The organism is Synechococcus sp. PCC 7502 (genome assembly GCF_000317085.1).
Lineage (GTDB): Bacteria > Cyanobacteriota > Cyanobacteriia > Pseudanabaenales > Pseudanabaenaceae > PCC-7502.
This window is the reverse complement of the sequence record NC_019702.1, coordinates 1,803,928-1,823,964: the sequence shown is the minus strand read 5'-3', so window position 1 is coordinate 1,823,964 and position 20,037 is coordinate 1,803,928. Positions and strand designations below refer to the sequence as shown.

The 20,037-nt window shown below is 39.8% G+C and carries 16 protein-coding genes; 9 read left to right on the top strand and 7 right to left on the bottom strand.

Annotated features, from left to right (window positions below; translation table 11 throughout):
* Nucleotides 1-90: 90 nt before the first annotated feature.
* Together SYN7502_RS18280 and SYN7502_RS18275 are read right to left on the bottom strand one after the other, a co-directional pair.
* On the bottom strand, nt 91-2,241 hold the full coding sequence (locus SYN7502_RS18280) for a response regulator (RefSeq protein WP_015168518.1): 2,151 nt from the start codon (nt 2,239-2,241) through the stop codon (nt 91-93).
* Nucleotides 2,238-6,539, bottom strand: a complete 4,302-nt coding sequence (locus tag SYN7502_RS18275) for a PAS domain S-box protein (RefSeq protein WP_015168517.1) — start codon at nt 6,537-6,539, stop codon at nt 2,238-2,240. The genes SYN7502_RS18280 and SYN7502_RS18275 overlap by 4 nt, the downstream gene beginning before the upstream one ends.
* A 253-nt stretch (nt 6,540-6,792) precedes the next feature.
* On the opposite strand from SYN7502_RS18275, the gene polA reads away from it, so the two are divergent.
* Entirely contained in the window at nt 6,793-9,630 is a 2,838-nt protein-coding gene (polA, locus tag SYN7502_RS08950) for a DNA polymerase I (protein WP_015168516.1), read from the top strand.
* A 2-nt stretch (nt 9,631-9,632) separates the two neighbouring features.
* Here the strand turns inward: polA and SYN7502_RS19345 are convergent, their stop codons facing one another.
* The 4 genes from SYN7502_RS19345 to SYN7502_RS08930 form a co-directional block, all read right to left on the bottom strand.
* Nucleotides 9,633-10,778 carry a L,D-transpeptidase family protein gene (locus SYN7502_RS19345; RefSeq protein WP_015168515.1) on the bottom strand — a complete coding sequence of 382 codons (1,146 nt, stop codon included), beginning with the start codon at nt 10,776-10,778 and terminating at the stop codon, nt 9,633-9,635.
* 339 nt (nt 10,779-11,117) lie between these two features.
* The gene (locus SYN7502_RS08940) at nt 11,118-11,510 is read right to left on the bottom strand and encodes a HEPN domain-containing protein (RefSeq protein ID WP_015168514.1); all 393 of its coding nucleotides are present in this window, start codon (nt 11,508-11,510) and stop codon (nt 11,118-11,120) included.
* Nucleotides 11,511-11,515: 5 nt separating this feature from the next.
* Nucleotides 11,516-11,830 carry a nucleotidyltransferase domain-containing protein gene (locus SYN7502_RS08935; RefSeq protein WP_015168513.1) on the bottom strand — a complete coding sequence of 105 codons (315 nt, stop codon included), beginning with the start codon at nt 11,828-11,830 and terminating at the stop codon, nt 11,516-11,518.
* A gap of 82 nt (nt 11,831-11,912) precedes the next feature.
* Nucleotides 11,913-13,559, bottom strand: coding sequence for a site-specific DNA-methyltransferase (locus tag SYN7502_RS08930; RefSeq protein WP_015168512.1), 1,647 nt, complete (start codon nt 13,557-13,559; stop codon nt 11,913-11,915).
* Between the two features lie 207 nt (nt 13,560-13,766).
* On the opposite strand from SYN7502_RS08930, the gene rpsM reads away from it, so the two are divergent.
* The 8 genes from rpsM (at nt 13,767) to SYN7502_RS08890 (ending at nt 18,795) form a co-directional block, all read left to right on the top strand.
* Nucleotides 13,767-14,150 carry a 30S ribosomal protein S13 gene (gene rpsM, locus SYN7502_RS08925; protein WP_015168511.1) on the top strand — a complete coding sequence of 128 codons (384 nt, stop codon included), beginning with the start codon at nt 13,767-13,769 and terminating at the stop codon, nt 14,148-14,150.
* A gap of 69 nt (nt 14,151-14,219) precedes the next feature.
* Nucleotides 14,220-14,615, top strand: coding sequence for a 30S ribosomal protein S11 (gene rpsK, locus SYN7502_RS08920; RefSeq protein WP_015168510.1), 396 nt, complete (start codon nt 14,220-14,222; stop codon nt 14,613-14,615).
* 116 nt (nt 14,616-14,731) lie between these two features.
* Nucleotides 14,732-15,679 (top strand): DNA-directed RNA polymerase subunit alpha, encoded by a 948-nt coding sequence (locus tag SYN7502_RS08915; protein ID WP_015168509.1) that lies wholly within the window; start codon nt 14,732-14,734, stop codon nt 15,677-15,679.
* A 65-nt stretch (nt 15,680-15,744) separates the two neighbouring features.
* Nucleotides 15,745-16,167, top strand: a complete 423-nt coding sequence (gene rplQ, locus SYN7502_RS08910; protein WP_015168508.1) for a 50S ribosomal protein L17 — start codon at nt 15,745-15,747, stop codon at nt 16,165-16,167.
* A 2-nt stretch (nt 16,168-16,169) separates the two neighbouring features.
* Nucleotides 16,170-16,970 (top strand): tRNA pseudouridine(38-40) synthase TruA, encoded by an 801-nt coding sequence (gene truA, locus SYN7502_RS08905; protein ID WP_246828898.1) that lies wholly within the window; start codon nt 16,170-16,172, stop codon nt 16,968-16,970.
* Nucleotides 16,971-17,015: 45 nt separating this feature from the next.
* Entirely contained in the window at nt 17,016-17,483 is a 468-nt protein-coding gene (gene rplM, locus SYN7502_RS08900) for a 50S ribosomal protein L13 (RefSeq protein ID WP_015168506.1), read from the top strand.
* Nucleotides 17,483-17,896: a 30S ribosomal protein S9 gene (rpsI, locus tag SYN7502_RS08895; RefSeq protein ID WP_015168505.1), complete on the top strand. Its 414-nt coding sequence runs from the start codon at nt 17,483-17,485 to the stop codon at nt 17,894-17,896. The genes rplM and rpsI overlap by 1 nt, the downstream gene beginning before the upstream one ends.
* A 362-nt stretch (nt 17,897-18,258) precedes the next feature.
* Entirely contained in the window at nt 18,259-18,795 is a 537-nt protein-coding gene (locus SYN7502_RS08890; RefSeq protein WP_015168504.1) for a YqeG family HAD IIIA-type phosphatase, read from the top strand.
* Nucleotides 18,796-18,806: 11 nt separating this feature from the next.
* Here the strand turns inward: SYN7502_RS08890 and SYN7502_RS08885 are convergent, their stop codons facing one another.
* Nucleotides 18,807-19,940 carry a sigma-70 family RNA polymerase sigma factor gene (locus tag SYN7502_RS08885; protein ID WP_015168503.1) on the bottom strand — a complete coding sequence of 378 codons (1,134 nt, stop codon included), beginning with the start codon at nt 19,938-19,940 and terminating at the stop codon, nt 18,807-18,809.
* Nucleotides 19,941-20,037: the final 97 nt, after the last annotated feature.

The following is a 20,037-nucleotide window of genomic DNA, read 5'->3' as shown; positions in this document are numbered from 1 at the left end:
TTTGTTCGCTTTACCGTACAAGTTTGGTAGGCAGGTTGTTAATTTCTTAGTAATTGTTATGTGCTAGTTTTTAAAACCACAAAATCCAAATCAGTTTTCTAATCGTTGGGCGATCGCCGCAGCTAATAATTTTTGAATGATACTTACTAACTGCTTGAGTTTAACGGGTTTACTTAAATACTCATCAGCACCAGCCCCTAGGCATTTTTCCCGATCGCCACTCATGGCAAGAGCAGTAAGGGCAATGATCGGAATATTAGCTGTAACTGGATTAGCTCGAATTTGAGTAATTGCGGTTAAGCCATCCATTTTAGGCATTTGAATATCCATCAAAATAATATCTGGATGATCACTAAGAGCCACATCTATCGCTTCTTGTCCGTCATGGGCTACGGATAGAATATAGCCTTTACTTTCTAAATAGTCCCAGAGGCTATCTATGTTAGCTTGATTATCTTCGGCAATGAGAATTTTGAACGGAGCCATTTGTAAACTTGAGGGCTGTTCTTGATTAGAAGCGGGAATATTTGTGGTCGCAGGGCTAATTTTATCAACCTGCCTACAGGGTAGCCTCATTGTAAAACAGCTACCTTTGTCCAATTCGCTTTCTACATTAACAGTACCACCATGTAACTGGGCAATATTTTTAACTAAAGCCAGCCCCAAACCTGTGCCATTATATTGACGATTTAAAGCACTATCAATTTGGATGAACGGCTGAAAAAGTTGCTTAACATCTTTGGGGGCAATGCCGATGCCATTATCTCGCACAGCAAAACAAATATAGGATACTTCCTTTTGATCTTCCTGATCATCAGTGACTTCTTCTGTAATCTCTAAGCTAATATTTCCGCCTTCGGGTGTAAATTTGACAGCATTAGAAAGTAGATTAATTAATGCCTGACGCACTCGTAACTCATCTACTTGAATCTTAAAATTTTTTTCATCTTTAAATCGATCGCTAATCAGGATAGATACCTTAATATTTTTGCTTAAGGCGATTTGCTGAATAAAGGTAACACTATCATGGCAAAGACTCTGGACAGAAGCCTCGCCAATATGTAACTCCAGCTTGCCCGACTCAATTTTTGCCAAGTCGAGAATATCATTAATCAGCCGTAGTAAATGTTCGCCACTATTTTCAATGATGGCTAGGGATTTCTTTTGGCGATCGTTTAATTCACCGAATAGTTCTTCCTGCAAAGCTTCAGATAGCCCTAATACCGCATTTAAAGGTGTGCGTAATTCATGGCTCATATTCGCCAGAAATTCATCTTTGAGTCGAGTAGCCCGAGCTAAATCTAAATTACTAAGCATTAACTGTTCATTAATTTGCTTTAAATGCTGCTCGCTTTGTTGGAGGGCAGATGTTCTTTTTGTGACCATATCTTCTAGCTCTTGATTAAGCTGAAGTAATGACTGTTGTGCTAATTTACGTTGGGTAATATCTTCTTTGACAGCAACATAGTGGGTGATTTCTCCTCTAATATTTTTAATTGCGGAAATCGAGGCGTACTCCCAATATAGCTCCCCATTTTTTTTCCTATTTTGAAATTCCCCATGCCAATCTTCGCCATTAGAAATACTTTGCCACATATCCTGATATGACTCTGGTGAGGTAAAACCAGTTTTAAGGATGCGTGAATTAGCTCCCTTTACTTCCGCGAGAGTATAACCTGTTAATTCTTCAAATTTAGGATTAACATACTCAATTTCGCCATAGACATTGGTAATGACAATGGAAGCGGGGCTTTGCTCTGTAGCTTTGGAGAGAATTTGTAAGCTTTCTTCTACTTTTTCACGGCGGCTGATTTCTAGTTTCAGTTGTTGATTTTGGAGGGCAAGGGTTTGAGCTAGTTGACGCAGCTTAATGTGTAATTCAATTCTGGCTATGACTTCTTCCTGTTGAAATGGTTTAGTGATGTAGTCAACAGCCCCTAGGCTTAATCCTTTGACTTTATCTGCCACACTTGCTAGAGCAGTCATAAAGATAATCGGAATATCCTGGGTAATTAGCGACTGTTTAAGCAGTTTACAGGTCTCAAACCCATCTATCCCCGGCATCATAATATCTAAGAGAATTAAATCGGGCATTGCCTTAGTGATTTTCTGAATGCCACTAGTCCCATCCATTGCTACTAAAGTCTTATATCCAGCCGATTCTAAGACACGCACCAGCACTCGAATATTATCAGGGTTATCTTCTACTATGAAAATTACGGCTGGCTTAATAGGATTCATGATTTTTGCTCTGGATTAGCCGTTGCTATGTTTTCAGGGGTATTTTTGAGAATATTTGAAGAAATTATGTCTAGAATTCCTTTCTCATCAAAGGATTGTGCCAGTATTGTTAATTTAGCAGAGAATTGCTCGTACTCTGAGTTCAATTGCTTGAGGCGTTGAGCTTCCTGTTTAATTGTATGAAAATCACCAACTTCTAAGGCGGCTCGGATTGATTCTAGTTCTACTTCGGTGGGAATAATTAGGCGATCGCTTAGTTTCGGAGTATTTGTATTTTTTACGATTACTTCTTGATTACCTTCATTACACAGCCATGTGAGGTGTAGATAGGTTTGGAGCTTTTCTAAAAGTAAATTTGAGTTGATGGGTTTATGCAGAAAATCATTGAAACCTACCTCAAGGCTTTTAATTTTCTCTGACTCTGTAACACTGGCAGACAGGGCAAGGATGGGCATATTTTGAAATTCTGGGATTGTTCTTAATCTGCGTGTCATTTCCCAGCCATCTAGTTCAGGCATTACTAAGTCGGCAATAATCGCATCAATGGGGGAGGTTTGCGCCATGATTATGCCCTGATTACCATTTTCTGCCTCTAGGATCGTAAAACCTAAGGGTTCAAGTAAGCGTTTTAAGACTAACCGATTAACTAATCGATCATCGACCACTAAAATAGTCAACCTGCGACCTTCGTAGCCGCTAATGGGTTGGCAATTTTTAGGCTTGTCGATCAGAGTTTGTGGCTCTATTGCTCTGCCTTGGCGTAGGTCTAGATCAAACCAAAAGCAGCTACCTCGATTTAACTCCGTTGTAACTTGAATGGTACTACCCATCATTGCTACTAATTTTTGGGAAATTGCCAGTCCTAGCCCTGTACCTTCAGGACGACTGCGCCGATCGCCCACCTGCTCAAAGGGAATAAATATTTGTTGGAGATTTTTAGGATCAATACCTCTACCTGTGTCAGCGATCGCAAACCGAATTTTATGGATTTTAGTTAATTGGGTATCCTCACTTTCTGAATTGGGTGAAATTGGTTCCACTCGCAAAGTCACAGTACCCTGATCGGTAAACTTGATGGCATTACCCAACAGATTTAGTAATATTTGCCGTAAACGCTGTTCATCGATCACCACTCGTGCGGGTAAGTTGGTTGCAGGTTCATACTGGAAAATTAGATTTTTTTCCTCAGCCTTAAATTCACATATTTGCACCACTCCTAATAAAAACTGAGCCAAGTCAACTTCACTTAAAACTAGCTCTAACCTATGAGCCTCAATTTTGGCTAGATCAAGAATTTCGGAAATCAGTCCGAGGAGATGATTGCCACACTGATAAATTATTTCTAATCCTTGCTTGTGATCTTCACTTAAATCTGGATCATTGATAAAAATTTGAGCATAACCCAAGATGCCATTGAGGGGAGTTCGTAATTCATGGCTCATGTTTGCTAGAAAAGTACTTTTGGCTTGGTTTGCAGCTTCTGCCTGTTGCTTTGCCTGTTCTAATGCTAGTAAATTCGCTTTGCGATCGGTAATATCCATTGCGATCCCGATAATTACTTGTTTGGGAGCTGTAGTATGAAATTGGTTTGTACTTGTCAGTCGAGCCGAGTCAAATTGCCAAACTTTACTAGAACCATCCTGAGCAAAAATCTCAATTTCGTGGGCATTGGGGTGACTATCATCACTGATTAAATGGTCATTAGTTGGTTTCAGGGCGGGTAAATAGTTTTGGCAAAATTCATCTGTCCAAGCTGTAATTTCGGTAATGTCGCGATCGCTATATCCCAATTGGTTAATCCAAGCTCGATTAATTTGCAAGGGTTTGTAATCGCCTGAATATAAAATGATGGGAAATGGAGCATTAATAATTGCCAAGCGAAACCGTTCTTCACTTTCTAACACGGCAATTTCTGCTAATTTACGGGAAGTCACATCTTGAAGAGAGGAAATTAAATATTGAACAGAATTACTCTCATCTCGGTAACAGGACACATTCAAAATTGTATAGAGGAGAGAACCATCTTTGCGGATAAATCTTTTCTCAAGCTCATAGCCATCAATTTCACCATTAATCAAGCGTTGAAACTTATCAAGGTTTAGAGGCAGATCATCGGGGAAAGTCATTTCCATCCATGACATTTGGTATAGTTCTGCTTCGCTATAGCCCAACATTTCGCATAGTTTAGAATTAGCCCGTACCCATTTTTTATCAACTGAGCTAATAGCAATACCCAGTAAACCTGCATCAAATTGGGACTTAAACAGAAAGGCATATTCTCGCATTTCTTGTTCTGCGGTAGTACGCTTTTTCTCAGAATCAGCTAATCGCAGGGCAAGGCGAACATCTTCCGTTAATTCAATGAGTAAATTTACGACCTCATCGGTAAAAAAGTCTTTTTCAGCAGCATAGAACATGATTGCGCCTAGAACTTGATCATTGACTTCTAAGGGAAAAGTAGCACTGCCGTTAATTTCGTGAATTTTGGCTCTGGGTTGCCAAGGTGTAGTTGTGGGATCGGAAGCATAGTCATTAATTACAACAATGCGTTTTTCTCTGATGGCTATACCTGTGGGTCCTTGGGCAATGGGCAGATTTGGATCGATGGAAATGGGAATTCCGTGAATATAGTCGATCGCCTCCCCTGCTGCTGCGGCTACTTCTACTATTTGTGTTTCAGGATCAGCAATCCCAACCCAAGCCAGTCGAAACTTCCCATACTCAGAGGCAATTTGACAGATTTGAGCCAATAGCTCCTTAGGTTCACGAATCCGCACGATCGCTTCATTGGCACGACTTAAAAATGTATGGAGTTGATTAGCCCGTTCTAGCTGGTACTGGAGCTTAAGCTGCTCGGTAATATCCTGCACGAATAGAAAGAACTGCCCCGCCTTTGGTTCTAGATCAGAAATTTTCAGATAAGAAATATTGATTTTGACATTAATTGAATCGCCATTTTTTTGCTGCCATTGTTGGTTTAATCTGATGGTTTTAGTATTGACCAAATTAGAGATAAAGCCTTCTAGATCAAAGTCTGGACGATCTACTAAATCAAAAATAGTAAGCTTTAACAATTCATCGGTACTGTAACCTGTAATATCCGAAAGCGCATCATTAACTTCAATAAATTTGCCAAGGCGATCGAGCATAGCATAGCCATCAATGGAGGTTTTAACTGCGGTCAGATAGCGTTTAGCATGGTCACTAGCAATTAAAATCTTTTCTGCTGCTCCTTTTTGTTCAGATGCTTGTAGTTCTAATTCCCCCGATCGCCTAATCTGATAAACAATATAAAAGATAACTCCGATCAATAAAATCATGAGGCTATAGATCGTCACCGCCAATTTTTCTAAAGGTGCATCAGACTCTGCTACATCAATCTTGGCGATCATTACCCAAGGTGTATCTTTAATCTTGACTGATGCCCCAAGCACCTCCGTATTCCTATAGTCCTTAGCTTTACCCAAGAATTGGGAAGTTTGAATAGCTTGTACTGTTAAAAATTCAGTCTGATCAATAGATTTTGTGAGTTCCATTGCCCCATAATTGTCAAATCGCAGAGGATTGAGATATCTAACAATAGCTCCTTCTCTTCTCGCCAGCATGGTTTCAGTTGTGGAACTGGAGTTGGACAGTTCGGTTACTAAGGGGAAAAGAAATCTATAGGGGTCTGCTTGTAAATAAACTGCCCCAATTAAGTCATTGCTACCCCGTAAAGAGTCAAAGACAGGAGCAAGGATGCCATAGGTTACGATCTTGCCAGTTTTAGTCTCTTGCCAATGTAAATCAACTACTTGGGGTTTCTCTGAGAATAATGATGCTTTGATCTTTTCTTGAAAGGTAGTTTCCACCAATTTGGATAAACTTTCAGGCTGTCCAGATTGCCACACCACTTTACCCTTGCGATCAATCAAGAAGATTTTACGATAGCCATACTGCACTATGGTTGAGTTTGCACCTGCTTCCAAGAACTTAAGTTGTCGCTGTGAGTCACTATTTGTAATGCCAGTTTCAATCGACTTCAGGGTAATTCCCACGGCTGGTCTTGCCGCAAAAATAGCAGCATCAGATTTACGCTCACGCAGCAATACATTTACCTGTTTAGCTTTTAACTCGGCGATCGCTAAAAGATTTTCCGTAGTAGTAGCCTTAATTTGTTTGCCAAACCATTGCAAAGCCCATATACCTCCGCTCATTATGACCAATACTGCGATCGCTAGACCGAAATATAATTTCTTGGGACTGATGGGACGAGCTAGTTGCTTATTTTCTGTATCCCTAGGTAGTTTATTCAGCATTTTAGTTACTCAACCCACGGAAAAACGTACTTTAGTCTATATCTATTGTTAGTCTAAAGATGTAGATTTTAGCGTTTGTTCAATGATTTGTTATAGTTTCGACTCAATTTCGGGGATTGTACTTTACTGGAAATATTAGGGCTTAAAATATAAGCTCTTAGTCTGTTTCGCAATATTACCGCCTGTAATGTGTTCCTCTATCCCTCAATAGGCTGTAAACCTGCATTAAAATTAACAAAACCAATAAATTAATATGTCATCCATATCTACTCCCAGTCTATTACCCACTTTATTATTAGTAGATGGACATTCCCTAGCATTTCGTTCTTTCTATGCCTTTGCCTATAAACAGGATGGAGGGCTTTGCACTTCTACAGGTATTCCTACTAGCATTTGTTACGGTTTTTTAAAATCTTTACTAGATATTTTACAAAAAGAAAAACCTACAGCCGTCGCGATCGCTTTCGATTTGGCTACTCCCACTTTTCGTCATGATGCCGATGTAAATTACAAAGCAGGTCGCAAAGAAACTCCAGAAAATTTTATTCCAGACTTAATCAATTTACAGCAAATTTTAGAGGCAATGAATATTAAAACTATAGTTAAAGAAGGCTATGAAGCTGATGATATTCTGGGAACCTTAAGTCAAATTGCTGCTAATTCTGGTTATGGAGTCAAAATTTTAAGCGGTGATCAGGATTTATTTCAATTAATAGATGATCAAAGAAAAATTTCAGTTTTACATTTAGGACAAAAAGATAAAATCTCTGAATTTCATGCCCAAGATGTGAAAGCCAAATTAGGAGTCATGCCCAATCAAATTATCGACTATAAAGCTCTGTGTGGAGATAACTCCGATAATATTTCTGGAGTGCGAGGTATAGGCGAAAAAACTGCAGTCAAACTATTAGATGAATATGGCAGCTTAGAAAATATTTTAGCTTCTATTCCCAATATGAAAGGTGCAGTTAAACAAAAGCTAGAACAGGGAATTGAAGATGCTAAGCATTCACAGTTCATGGCAAAGATTATTCAAGATGTAGAAATAAATCCTAATTTATTAGACTACGAGCTTAAGGGATTTGATACCAATACATTAATTCCCCTCTTAGAAACCTTAGAACTTAAAGCATTCATAAACAAAATTGATAAAATTCAAGTGCAACTAGGTGGAAAAATTGAGCCTAAACTACCAGAGAATAATTCCGCTTCTAAAAATGATAGATTAAGTGATCAAGATCAAGACCTATGGTTTGATTTTGTAGATACGGCAGAAATCGCTCCCTTAAATAATAATTTCCAGCTAGAAGTTCAAATTATTGATACTCCAGAGAAATTAGAAGAGTTGAAACTCAAGTTAGAGTCATTAACTTCGCCTGTAGCTTGGGATACGGAAACTACTGCCCTTAACCCCCATGATGCCAAACTTGTGGGGATTGGGTGCTGTTGGGGCGAGCAAATTAGTGATGTTGCATATATTCCGATCGCCCATTTATCAGGTCAAAATTTAGATTTGCAATTAGTAATTGAGCAGCTTAAACCAATCTTAGAAAGTAGCGATCGCCCCAAGGTTTTCCAAAACACGAAATTTGATCGATTAATTTTTAAATCTATAGGTATTGATATTAATGGGGTAGTATTCGATACGATGATTGCTAGTTATGTAATTGATCCCGATGCCAATCATGGACTCAGTGAATTATCTAAACGCTATCTCCAAATTACACCCCAAAGTTATAAAGAACTGCTAGGCAAACATAAATCTATTGCGGAAATCTCTATTCCTCAAGTTGCTAATTACTGCGGAATGGATGCCTATAGTACTTGGCAGATTATGCCATTTCTCAAACAACAACTAGTATCAGTCCCTGAACTATCAAATTTATATTACCAAGTTGAATTGCCCCTAGAAATAGTTTTGGCAGAAATGGAATGGCTCGGTATTAGGGTTGATCGAGAATATTTACAACAATTTTCCCAAGAGTTAGAAATAGATTTAGATGCGATCGCTAAATCAGCCTATAAACAAGTTGGTAAAGAATTTAATCTGAACTCACCGAAACAATTAAGTGAAATTCTAATTGAGAAATTAGGAGAAACCTTTACTAAAAAATCACGAAAAAGCAGTACTGGTTATTCCACAGATGTGGCAGTTTTAAATAAGCTTCAAGGTGATGATCCCTTAATTGATACTATTCTGGAAAATCGCACTTTAGCTAAACTTAAATCCACCTATGTTGATGCTTTACCAGCCTTAATTCATCCCCAAACCCAACGGGTGCATACCGACTTTAATCAAACTGTGACCTCAACGGGTAGACTAAGTAGCTCTAATCCAAATTTACAAAATATTCCGATCAAAACGGCATTTAGTCGCAGGATTCGCTCAGGATTTTTACCTGAATCTGGATGGCTGATGCTAGCAGCAGATTACTCCCAAATCGAACTGAGAATATTAGCACATCTTAGTCAAGAACCAGAATTAGTAAAGGCATATAATCAAGGTATAGATGTACATACTCGGACAGCGCAATTACTGTTAGAAAAAGATGAAGTTACTAGTGAAGAAAGACGTTTAGCTAAAATTATTAACTATGGCGTTATCTATGGCATGGGAGCCCAAAAATTTAGTCGTGAAACTGGGATTCCAGCATCCCAAGCTAAGAAATTTATTGAAGCTTTTAATAAACAGTATGCTCAGATTTTTACTTACATGAAAACTGTAGAACAAGAAGCAGAAACCCAAGGCTTTGTGACGACTGTTTTAGGACGCAGACGTTATTTCCATGAACTTAAATATACCTCTGGGTATCAAAAAGCGGCAATGTTGCGATCGGCGGTTAATGCACCCATTCAAGGTACCAGTGCCGATATTATTAAGGTGGCAATGATCGGCTTGCATAAGCTTTTGAAAAACTATAGGTCTCGATTATTATTGCAAGTTCATGATGAATTAGTGTTAGAAATTCTGCCTGAAGAACTAACAGAATTACAACCCCAAATTAAATCAGTAATGGAATCGGCTATTCCGTTATCTGTTCCCCTAGTTGTGGATATTCATATCGGTAAAAATTGGATGGAAGCCAAATAAGCCTAGCGGATAATTTCGACAACTGTGGCAAGAGTAACTTTATCAAAAATAGCTTTAATATCCTCCTTATACATCCGTAGGCAGCCGTGGGAAGAAGCTTTGCCGACAGAATCCCGTTGCGAGGTACCATGAAACCCCGACCAATCTTTGCCATTTGTCCAAAAACCGATCCAATAGCCACCAAGGGGATTATCAGGGTCATTGGCTTTAATCACGTCGCCCGTAAAAGGATTTTTCCAATCGGGACTGCGAATAATTTGTTTGACTTGATAGGAGCCTGAGGGCGTGTCCCAACCTGCTCTACCCACACCCAAGGGATAGGTTTTCAGCTTTTTATCCCCTTGATACACCACAACCTCTCGTCGCCGTAGATTTACCCTAAGATGGGTAATGATTTCTTTTGCCGTAAAGTCGGTGGCATTGAATAGAGGATTATTCCGACTAGCAATAAAATTAGAGCTAACCCTGTCTAACTGCCCCATATATACTAGGGATTGGTAAACTAAAGCAGCTAACTCGGCTCTTGTAATCACCGCATTGGGGTTAAGTTGGCGCACGTTAGGGTAGTTAACTATAATCTGTTTATCCGTAAGTGCCGCTATAGAAGCGATCGCTCCAGCAGGAATAGAAGCGGCATCGGTATAGATAGAAAATAGAAATACTTTGGGATCAACTTTTTTAGAATTAACTTTAGAATTTAAAGCAGCATTGAGGCTCAGTCCATTGGCAATAGCTACCATTGCTTCCCATCGAGTCATATACCCTTCGGGACGAAAGAACTGTATATCATCACTACTCCAAAAACCCTTAGCATAGATACTTTGAATTGCATCCGCTGCCCAAAAAGTAGAAGGAACATCATTGAATGCGATCGCCTGTCTAATAGCGGGTTGAAATGGAAATGCTCGATCTAAGGTAATGGCAAATTCCGCACGGGTGACTTTTTGATCTGGTTGGAGGCTTTGGGGTTGACTAATGAGGTTGCGTTGAATTAACCCCTGCATAAAAACTTGAGCCCAGTGACTTGACTTGATTTGGGCATTGATTTGAGAATTTACCGTACCTGCATTTTGGGCGATCGCTCCAGAAATTGGCATCAAAACGGCTACAGTAACTGTAAGCAAGGCATGGTTTACAAAATTTAGCATTAACCCTATAAAACTATTTCACTATAGATAGTTTAACAGGGAATTAAAAAGGGATTATTCACCCCAATTATCCCAAACTCTTAAATAACAACTACAGAATATCCGCGCATTCAACTAAACCAAGTTCTGTAAATATTTGGAGGGGACTTTATTGTGCAGGTGGTTTATTGACTTTATTGACTTGTTGATACCGTGGTCGCAAAATTTCTTGCAGGATTAGTTTTGCTAATTCGTCTTGTCTCTCTTGGGAGAGTTTAGTAGCGGCGGCAAAGACTTGTTCAAATAGCCTAGTAATGGTTTCCCCCTATTTTATCAGAGCTGGAAGCGGTTTTGCGATCGCTAATCTTGTACTAATATCCTTGTAATTGAGTCCAATAAATCTTTAACTTGAGGTAGTAAAGGAGAAATTTCCGACTCTTCAAAGTAAACAAAATCGCCATAATCAGCTTCCTGCCGACGTTCAAATAGATCGTTGTAAAGTCTTGCGTGATCTTTAGAGATAATGCCAGTCCTTACATACTCTTTATTGAAAATGCCACGAACGCCTGTATGCTTTGGTGACGACAGGTTATCTTTCAATAGAAGGGCTGATACTGCATAAAAACAACTGTAATATAAGCGATTAACGCAACTATTCCAGCCTCCTGATTCCGCAAGCGTCAGAGCATCATGGTAAGCTTCTTCGGCTCGTTGTAAGCGATATTTAACTGCTTCATTTGGAGGAGTTCCCATATTGATTACAGCAGAATAGCTTCTTTATCTATGGCTTGGGTGAATGGAGTTTGTTGAAATTGTGGGGTGTACCACTCTTGACGGCTGCGGATGATCGAACAAATTACTTCTCCTGTTTCCCATTCAATTTCATAGATTTCATGGCGTAGGTGATCGCGTCGGGATGGATTGACGACACCATCTACTAATATCAATATATCCCAGTCTGAGTCTGGTCTTGCATCATTGCGGGCGCGGGAGCCATAGAGAAATATTTGTGCGGTTGGCTCGATCGCACATACAAGTTTTTTAATACGTTCAAGTAATGCTTTGCTTTCCATAAATCGTATTTTCCTATTGTATCAAGGCTTGAAAGCGTGGCTCGTAGTGGTTGTCATGGAAATCTGGATGAACTTATTGTAGTTAAAATAATTCTGTTTGAGAGATAACTACACTTTCTTTTTCGGCGCGTTTAAAGGTAATGTCTCCAAGGCTGAGATCGAGGTATTCGGGTTTCTTGGTTCCTGAAAGTAAGTCTTCGATTGTAAAAATTTGGACACGGGGGTAGTCTTTGCCATTGGCAGCTCGATAAAATCCTGCTTTGGTTGCTTCAGTGATCATGGCTTTGGTAGGTTCGGCAAGGGTGATAAAGAACCCAAGATCAGCTTTGTTGGTGGACATTGTACCGATGAGATCACGAATCATTGCGACGTTGACGTTTTCACCACCTTTGACAGAAACAATAATTTTGCGTTTGAGGTCACGCTTTTTCTCGTCAAGATCAGAAATATAGCGCAAGCCATCAATGCCTCCATCAGCACCTTTCTTTTTGCCTTGATAGGGTGGCACTTTGACAAGGGAGCAAGCCCACCATTGAAATTGATATTTGTCGCGTCTGGCAAGGTCTTGGGCGCTGGCAAAGTCTTTGGGTGTGCCGAATACTTCAAATTCTATTTGCGGGAATGCGGAGATGAGGCGGATTTCGATCAGGGAAATTGCGAGATGGGTAATGTCAATGCCAATCCAGTTACGGTTTAGTTTTTGGGCGGCATGAAGGGCTGTGCCACATCCACAAAAGGGATCGAGAACGATATCGCCTTCATTAGAACTTGCTTTTAAAATTCTTTCTAGTAGTGAGAGAGGTTTTTGAGTTGGATATCCTAAACGTTCTTTGGCGTGAGTTCCAATTTGTTGAATATCGTCCCAAACATTCGTAACAATTGATCCTTCTTGTTCATTGAGATAGCGTTTCAATCGAGGTCTTTTTGTTGTATCAAATGTTCCATCAGATAATTTTGGATAGTATATGCGTCCTTCATCATGTAATTGCTGCATTGTATCTGTTTGATATCGCCAACCTTTATCAGGGTATGGAAAGCCCAACCATTCATACATCATATTTGGTCTAGGATTGGGACTTGCCATATCTGCAAGTTGGTAAAGACCTTTGCCATCGTTATCATCATGACGATAGAACTTACTTATGTATTCTGGATTGTGTTCTCCATATTGAGGTTGAAATTTAGCCTTATTTGATTTCACATAGTAAAGAATGATATCCGAAACATCACAAAACTTCTTCTTTGCATCACTGTGGGCTGATTGACGTTTCCATGTAATCTCATTTCGATGATTTACGATTCCAAAAATTTTATCTAAAATAACTTTTAAATAATGGCTTGCGGTTGGATCGCAGTGTAGATACAGACTTCCCGTAGGTTTGAGAACACGATGAAGCTCGACTAAACGAATTGCCATCATCACCAAATAAGCCGACAGATCATTATGTCCCAATCCCCGCACCAACAAATCTAATAACTCCGCCAAATCCCCATTCACATCATACAAAGCCTGCAAAGTCCGCGCCGACTCATCGCTCCAATGCCATGTATCCTCAAAAGCTGTAATCTGCGCCTGTGGTGGTGCATCCCCCGACTTGCGACCACCAAAAATCACGTTATAGTCAGCATTCGAGTTAAACGGTGGATCGAGATAAACCAAATCAACGCTTTCGGAGTTAATGCTCTCCCGCAAAACCTGCAAATTATCCCCAAAATATAGCCGCTTCATTTAAGCTTAAGTTGTGATTATCTAAAAACTGTATTAATTTTAGGTATTGAAAAATTTATTTTAAGAAATTCTGAAATAAAGTTGACACAATACCACTCTCTGCATATATTATAGAGTTCGCTGTATTTTAGTCTAAATTGCTATTTAAGCTAAAGTAAGAGTAATAGTTTAACTTGTAAAAATGAAAGCAAAGGGAGATAAGTATTAGTGGCTCGCATTGCAGGCGTTGACCTTCCTAGGGACAAGCGCATAGAAATTGGGTTGACATACATATTTGGCATTGGTTTACCCAGTGCTCAAGCCATATTAGAAGCAACCAACGTAAACCCTGATACTAGGGTAAAAGACCTCAGTGATGCTGAAATCACTTCATTGCGTCAAGAAGTTGAAACAAACTACCAAGTAGAGGGTGACTTGCGCCGTCTGGAAGGGCTTAATATCAAACGCCTGATCGACATTGGTACCTATAGAGGTAGGAGACACCGATTAGGTTTACCCCTCAGAGGACAAAGAACCAAAACTAATGCTCGTACTCGTAAAGGAGTGCGTCGTACTGTGGCAGGTAAAAAGAAAGCTCCAAGTAAGAAATAAGTAGTAACCTCAAGTACCTGTAAGTTTATTTCAAATAATCATTTCAAGAATCTATAAGATTAAATAAATATGGCTCGTCAACCAACTCGTCGTACTGGAGTACGCAAGCAAAAACGCAATGTTCCCAGTGGTGTTGCTTATATTCAATCCACTTTTAATAACACCATCATTACTATTGCTGATACTGGTGGTGATGTGATTTCATGGGCATCAGCAGGTTCCAGTGGATTCAAAGGAGCTAAGAAGGGTACGCCTTTTGCCGCCCAAACTGCCGCAGAAGGTGCTGCTCGGCGGGCTATGGATCAAGGAATGCGTCAGATCGAAGTAATGGTATCTGGACCTGGCTCTGGGAGAGAAACTGCCGTTAGAGCTCTGCAAGCAACTGGCTTAGAAATCACACTTATTCGTGATATTACTCCAATTCCCCACAATGGCTGCCGACCACCTAAACGTCGTAGAGTTTAACTGCTTATTATCTAGGTTTCCTTAATTTTTACACAGCCACTAAATTTTGTTGAACTATCTAATGTCAACTTATTTTGTGAGTATGTGCTAGTTTCCCTGAGTTTATTAATACAGATATGGCTAACTTTCAAGTCGAATGCATTGGGTCTTACACAGACAAAACTAACAGTCAATATAGTAGGTTTGTTTTAGAACCTTTAGAGCGAGGTCAGGCAATTACAATTGGTAACTCCTTACGCAGAGTATTGCTATCTAATCTTGAGGGTGCTGCCGTTACTGCTGTTAGGATTGCAGGCGTAAATCATGAATTTGCTACTATTCCCGGTGTTCGTGAAGATGTTCTAGATTTACTGCTCAACATGAAAGAAGTGATCTTGAAGTCCTACAGTTCCGACCCGCAAATTGGTAGATTAGTAGCCAGAGGTCCAATGACAGTTACTACTGCGGACTTTATCCTACCCTCAGATATTGAAGTAGTAAACCCCAATCAATATATTGCCACCCTTTGTGAAGGTGCAGTCCTAGAGATGGAGTTTAAGGTAGAAAGAGGTAAGGGATATAGAGCAATTAGTCGTAGTAAGGATGAAATTTCTGCTATCGATTTTCTCCAGATCGATGCTATTTTTATGCCTGTAACCAAGGTTAAGTATACTGTTGAGGATACCCGTGCCAGTGAAACAGTCTTTAAAGATAGGCTGGTTCTGGAAATTACAACTAATGGTAGCCTTACCCCCCAAGAGGCTTTGAGTGAAGCTGCGAATATTCTGGTTGGTTTATTCTCACCTTTACAGGAAATTACTTTAGTTGCACCTAAGGAACTACGTCAAGACGAAGAAGATGAAACCAAGCAAATTCATATTGAAGAGCTTCAACTTTCGGTTAGAGCTTATAACTGCTTGAAGCGTGCTCAAATTAATACAGTGGCTGACTTGCTTAAATATAGTCAAGATGATCTGTTAGAAATCAAAAACTTTGGGCAAAAGTCTGCTGAAGAGGTAATGGAAGCTTTAAGGCAACATTTAGGCTTAACCCTGCCTGAGGAAAAAACCCAAAAAGCTAGCTAATATCTGCGTTTTGATTAACTCTGTTTGAATAAACCAATTACTGACTAATTATTGACTAAAAACTTATGCGCCACCGTTGTCGTACTCCCCAACTTAGTAAGCCTGCTGACCAACGCAAGGCTTTATTGCGATCGCTTACCACTCAACTTTTACTTAGAGGTGAAATTAAAACTACCCGCGCTCGGGCTGATGTAATTCGTGCCACTGCGGATAAAATGATTGGTCTTGCTAAAGATGGTTCTCTCCATGCCCGTCGTCAAGCTTTAAGCTATCTATTTGATTTATCTGTAAAAGAAGGTCAACCTGTAAAGCCACAAGTCCAGCCTAGGGATACCCCTGATGAAGACAGAGTCAGAAAGTTAGTGGATTTGTTATTTGAGCAAGCCCCCGTTCGTTATGGCGATCGCCAAGGTGGATATACAAGAATTATTCGTACTGTTAGCCGTCGTGGTGATAATGCTCCCATGGCAGTGGTACAACTAGTCTAAGCATGATGATGGTTGAATCTGCCCCACTACCAGTTCAAAGAGTTGCCCTAATGATTCAGTATTTAGGGACAAATTTTTATGGTTGGCAGAGACAGGCAAATAAGCCCAGTATTCAACAAACCATTGAAGATATATTGACTAGCTTTTGTCATCATAAAGTGACTTTACATGGCGCAGGGCGCACCGACACTGGTGTTCATGCCTATGCTCAAGTTGCTCACTTTGATACTACTAGTCCAATCCCCGCAGCCAGATGGGCAAAAGTAATTAACTCTAATTTATCTTCAGATATTTTAGTTTGTGAGTCTGTGCCAGTGAGCCTAGATTGGCATGCTAGGTTTTCCGCAGCTTGGCGAAGGTATCGGTACATGATTTTTAACTCTCGCCTGCCTAATTTATTTATTCAGCATCAGAGTTGGCATTATTACTTAGATATTCTGAATCAAGACCTCATGCAGCAAGCTCTAACTCCAATGTTGGGCAATCATGACTTTTCAGCTTTGCAAAGATCAGGTTCAAAGCGTGCCCATGGATGGATAACGGTGAAAGATGCTTTATGTTGGCGGGAAAAAGACTCTATTTATGTAGAAGTCCGATCTAGCGGTTTTTTGTATGGCATGATGCGGCTTTTAATTGGTCTTTTAGTCGAGGTTGGGCGCAAGCGTTTATCGGTTCAGGAGTTTACAAATATTTGGCAGCAACGCCGTCGGTGTGATGTTAAGTATGCAGCTCCACCCCAAGGTTTATGTCTGCTTGATATTGGGTATAATGAAAACCCCTTTATAACTGCTGCCCCCTTATAACTGTTAAATTTTGAAGTTTCCTATTTGTTCATCTCCAGTAAATCTATGACTACTCCCTTAATTAATCAAAATCGTACCTATCTCCCTACAAATCCTGATCGTCAGTGGTATGTTGTGGATGCTGAAGGTCAACGCTTAGGTCGCTTGGCTGTAGCGATCGCTACGATCCTGCGGGGCAAAAATAAACCTACATATACTCCTCACCTTGATACAGGAGACTTTGTAATTGTTATCAATGCCGAAAAAGTTGCAGTTACAGGCAAGAAAAGTACCCAAAAAGTTTATAAGCGTCATTCTGGTCGTCCAGGCGGGATGAAAGAAGAAACCTTTGATAAACTGATCAAAAGAGTTCCCGAGCGGATTATTGAAAAGGCTGTTAAAGGAATGTTGCCCAAAAACACCTTGGGTCGTCAACTTTTTACTAAGCTCAATGTTTATGCGGGAGCAAATCATCCCCATGCTGCCCAGCAGCCTCAAGTTTTGGCAATCAATACTATTCCAGGAGATAAATAATGCAAGCTACTGATCAATCTAACCGTGCTGTGTATTGGGGTACAGGTCGGAGAAAAACCGCAGTTGCCAGAGTCAGGCTAGTACCTGGTAGTGGAACAATTACTGTTAATGGTAAACCTGGTGATTTATATTTGCAATTTAATGCCAGCTATATTTCTGGGGTTAAAGCACCTTTAGAAACCCTTGGTTTGGAAAATGAGTATGACGTTATTGTAAATGCCCACGGCGGTGGAGTAACTGGTCAAGCAGACGCAATTAAACTAGGTGTGGCAAGAGCATTATGTGAATTATCACCTGAAAATCGTAAACCCTTAAAGGTCGAAGGTTACTTAACTCGTGACCCACGGGCAAAAGAGCGGAAAAAATATGGGTTGCGTAAGGCTCGTAAAGCTCCTCAATACTCTAAACGTTAATAACTCCAAGTTATCGAATTTGAATTTTCTATCTGCGCTCATTTTAATTAATGGGCGTTTTTATGTAATAGAGTTTAGACCTTCATCACTTCTGCAAAGCAAGTCTTGATTTATAGTTATTTATAGTTTTGGAGACCATATACCAACTAATTAAGAATTGGGTAAGCATATACTCTCTTCTCACTTAAAAAATATAGTCAAAATATAGTTCTAAAAGCATCTCTTTCATGAAGTTATGGCGTATTTGCATTAAAGCCTTTATTTATCTAAACGAGGTTATTGTTACTTAGTCATTTTTGTGAAATCATTTTGTTTATTGCAGTTAGTCCTTCTATTTATCAAACTTTCTCCTCAGCTTTGTCATGAATCTTCAGCAATTAATCAAGCCCAATTTAATCTTAGCTAAGCCCATTTGGTATTTAACTGCGGACTTGATCGCCAATTATGGTTTGAGTGGTCTAATTTTGGATGTGGATGATACTTTGTTGGGAAATGATGACAGAGAAGTTTCGCCAGCCGTAAGAAACTGGCTAGATGAGACGCGTAAGATTTGCAAAATTTATCTGGTTAGTAATAACTTTAGTAATAGTCGGATTCAGGCTATTGCCACCAATCTAGATTTACCCTATCGCAGTCGAGCAGCTAAACCGTCACGTCGAGTGGTAAGAGAGGCTTTAGCAGCTATGGAACTCCCTTGTAATCAAGTTGGAATGGTGGGCGATCGCATTCTGACAGATACAATCGTGGGCAATCGCCTTGGGATGTTTACAATTTTAATTCAACCACCAAATCAAGGGAAAGAGACTTCATGGCTGGGCGGGCGATCGCAAATATTCCGTGATTGGGAAAATTGGTTAATGCAGAAGTCTGGAATTAATAAGTCTGGAATTAATATTTAATCTACTGATATTTAATCTAAAGGAGTGATCATAATCTGTTTGAGTAAGGTTATCCCCTTCTTTACTTGCCTTGATACAGTTACAGCGCTGATACCTAGTATTTCGGCAACTTCTCGGTGGGTAAATTCCTTTAAAAATACAAACTCTACTACCTCACGGGTGCGGTCTTCTAGGTGAGCGAGTGCTTGATGTAAGCGGATACTATCCTCTTGTGCCAACTGAAAGCTTCTGTACTGATGATCCTGAACTAATTCTCCTAGGGAGGTAAACCCCTCTTCTTCTTCGTTAACTGGCGCATCTAGGCTTAATGGTGATCTGTTTTTACAGGCAAGTTTTATTTCCTGCCATTCAGTTACTTTTATACCCAAAACCTCTGCAATTTCTTGGTCAGTGGCATCTCGATTAAGTTTTGGTCGTAATGTCCGTATGGTTTTACAACCTTGGTTATACAATGCTAACCATTGTCTTGGCATTTTTAGGGTGGGACTTTTATCTCGCAGATAATGCTGAATTTCCCCGCGAATGTATGGAACAGCAAAAGTACTAAAGGCATAACCCTTATCCATATCAAACCGATCAATTGCTCGCAATAGTCCCATAGAACCAACTTGAAGCAAGTCATCATAATTCTCTGTACATTGATTAGACCAATGGTGTGCTTCTTTTTTGACTAGTCCGATATTTAATTTCACAATACGATCGCGCAGGGCGTGAGTTGGTTCCTTACGATAGAGTTCAAATACAACTAGGGTTTCAGCCTTAAGAATGCCAGATGGGGTATCGTCACTCAGAATTTTATGGGTCTGTACTTGCTCCTCTAAAGCCTGTTCTAATATTTCTCCTGCATAGTTTTGTACATACTGATGAATGTACGGAGTTGCGAAAGCTCTAAATGGTTGCTTACAATTATCGGGATCAAAACTTTCTACGGCATGGGCTAATCCTTGTAATCCTGCTTGGACAAAATCTTCTTGGGAATTATCTTGCGGCTGAGTTGAACTTTTGAGGACTTGCTGCACAAGGTCTAAATTTAATTGAATGATTTTTGCTTTTAATTGCACCTGTGACGTTAGAGACTGGGAACGATGGTAAGCCCTCAGTAATTTTATGGTTTGACTAGATTGATTAGAGATATTAGCTGGCATCTAGGTCAAATTTAAGGTTTAGGTGAATCTAAATCAAGGTTGTAAATAGTGAAAAAATTAGACAATGAGGATGATAAAGCAATATCTTTTATAGATA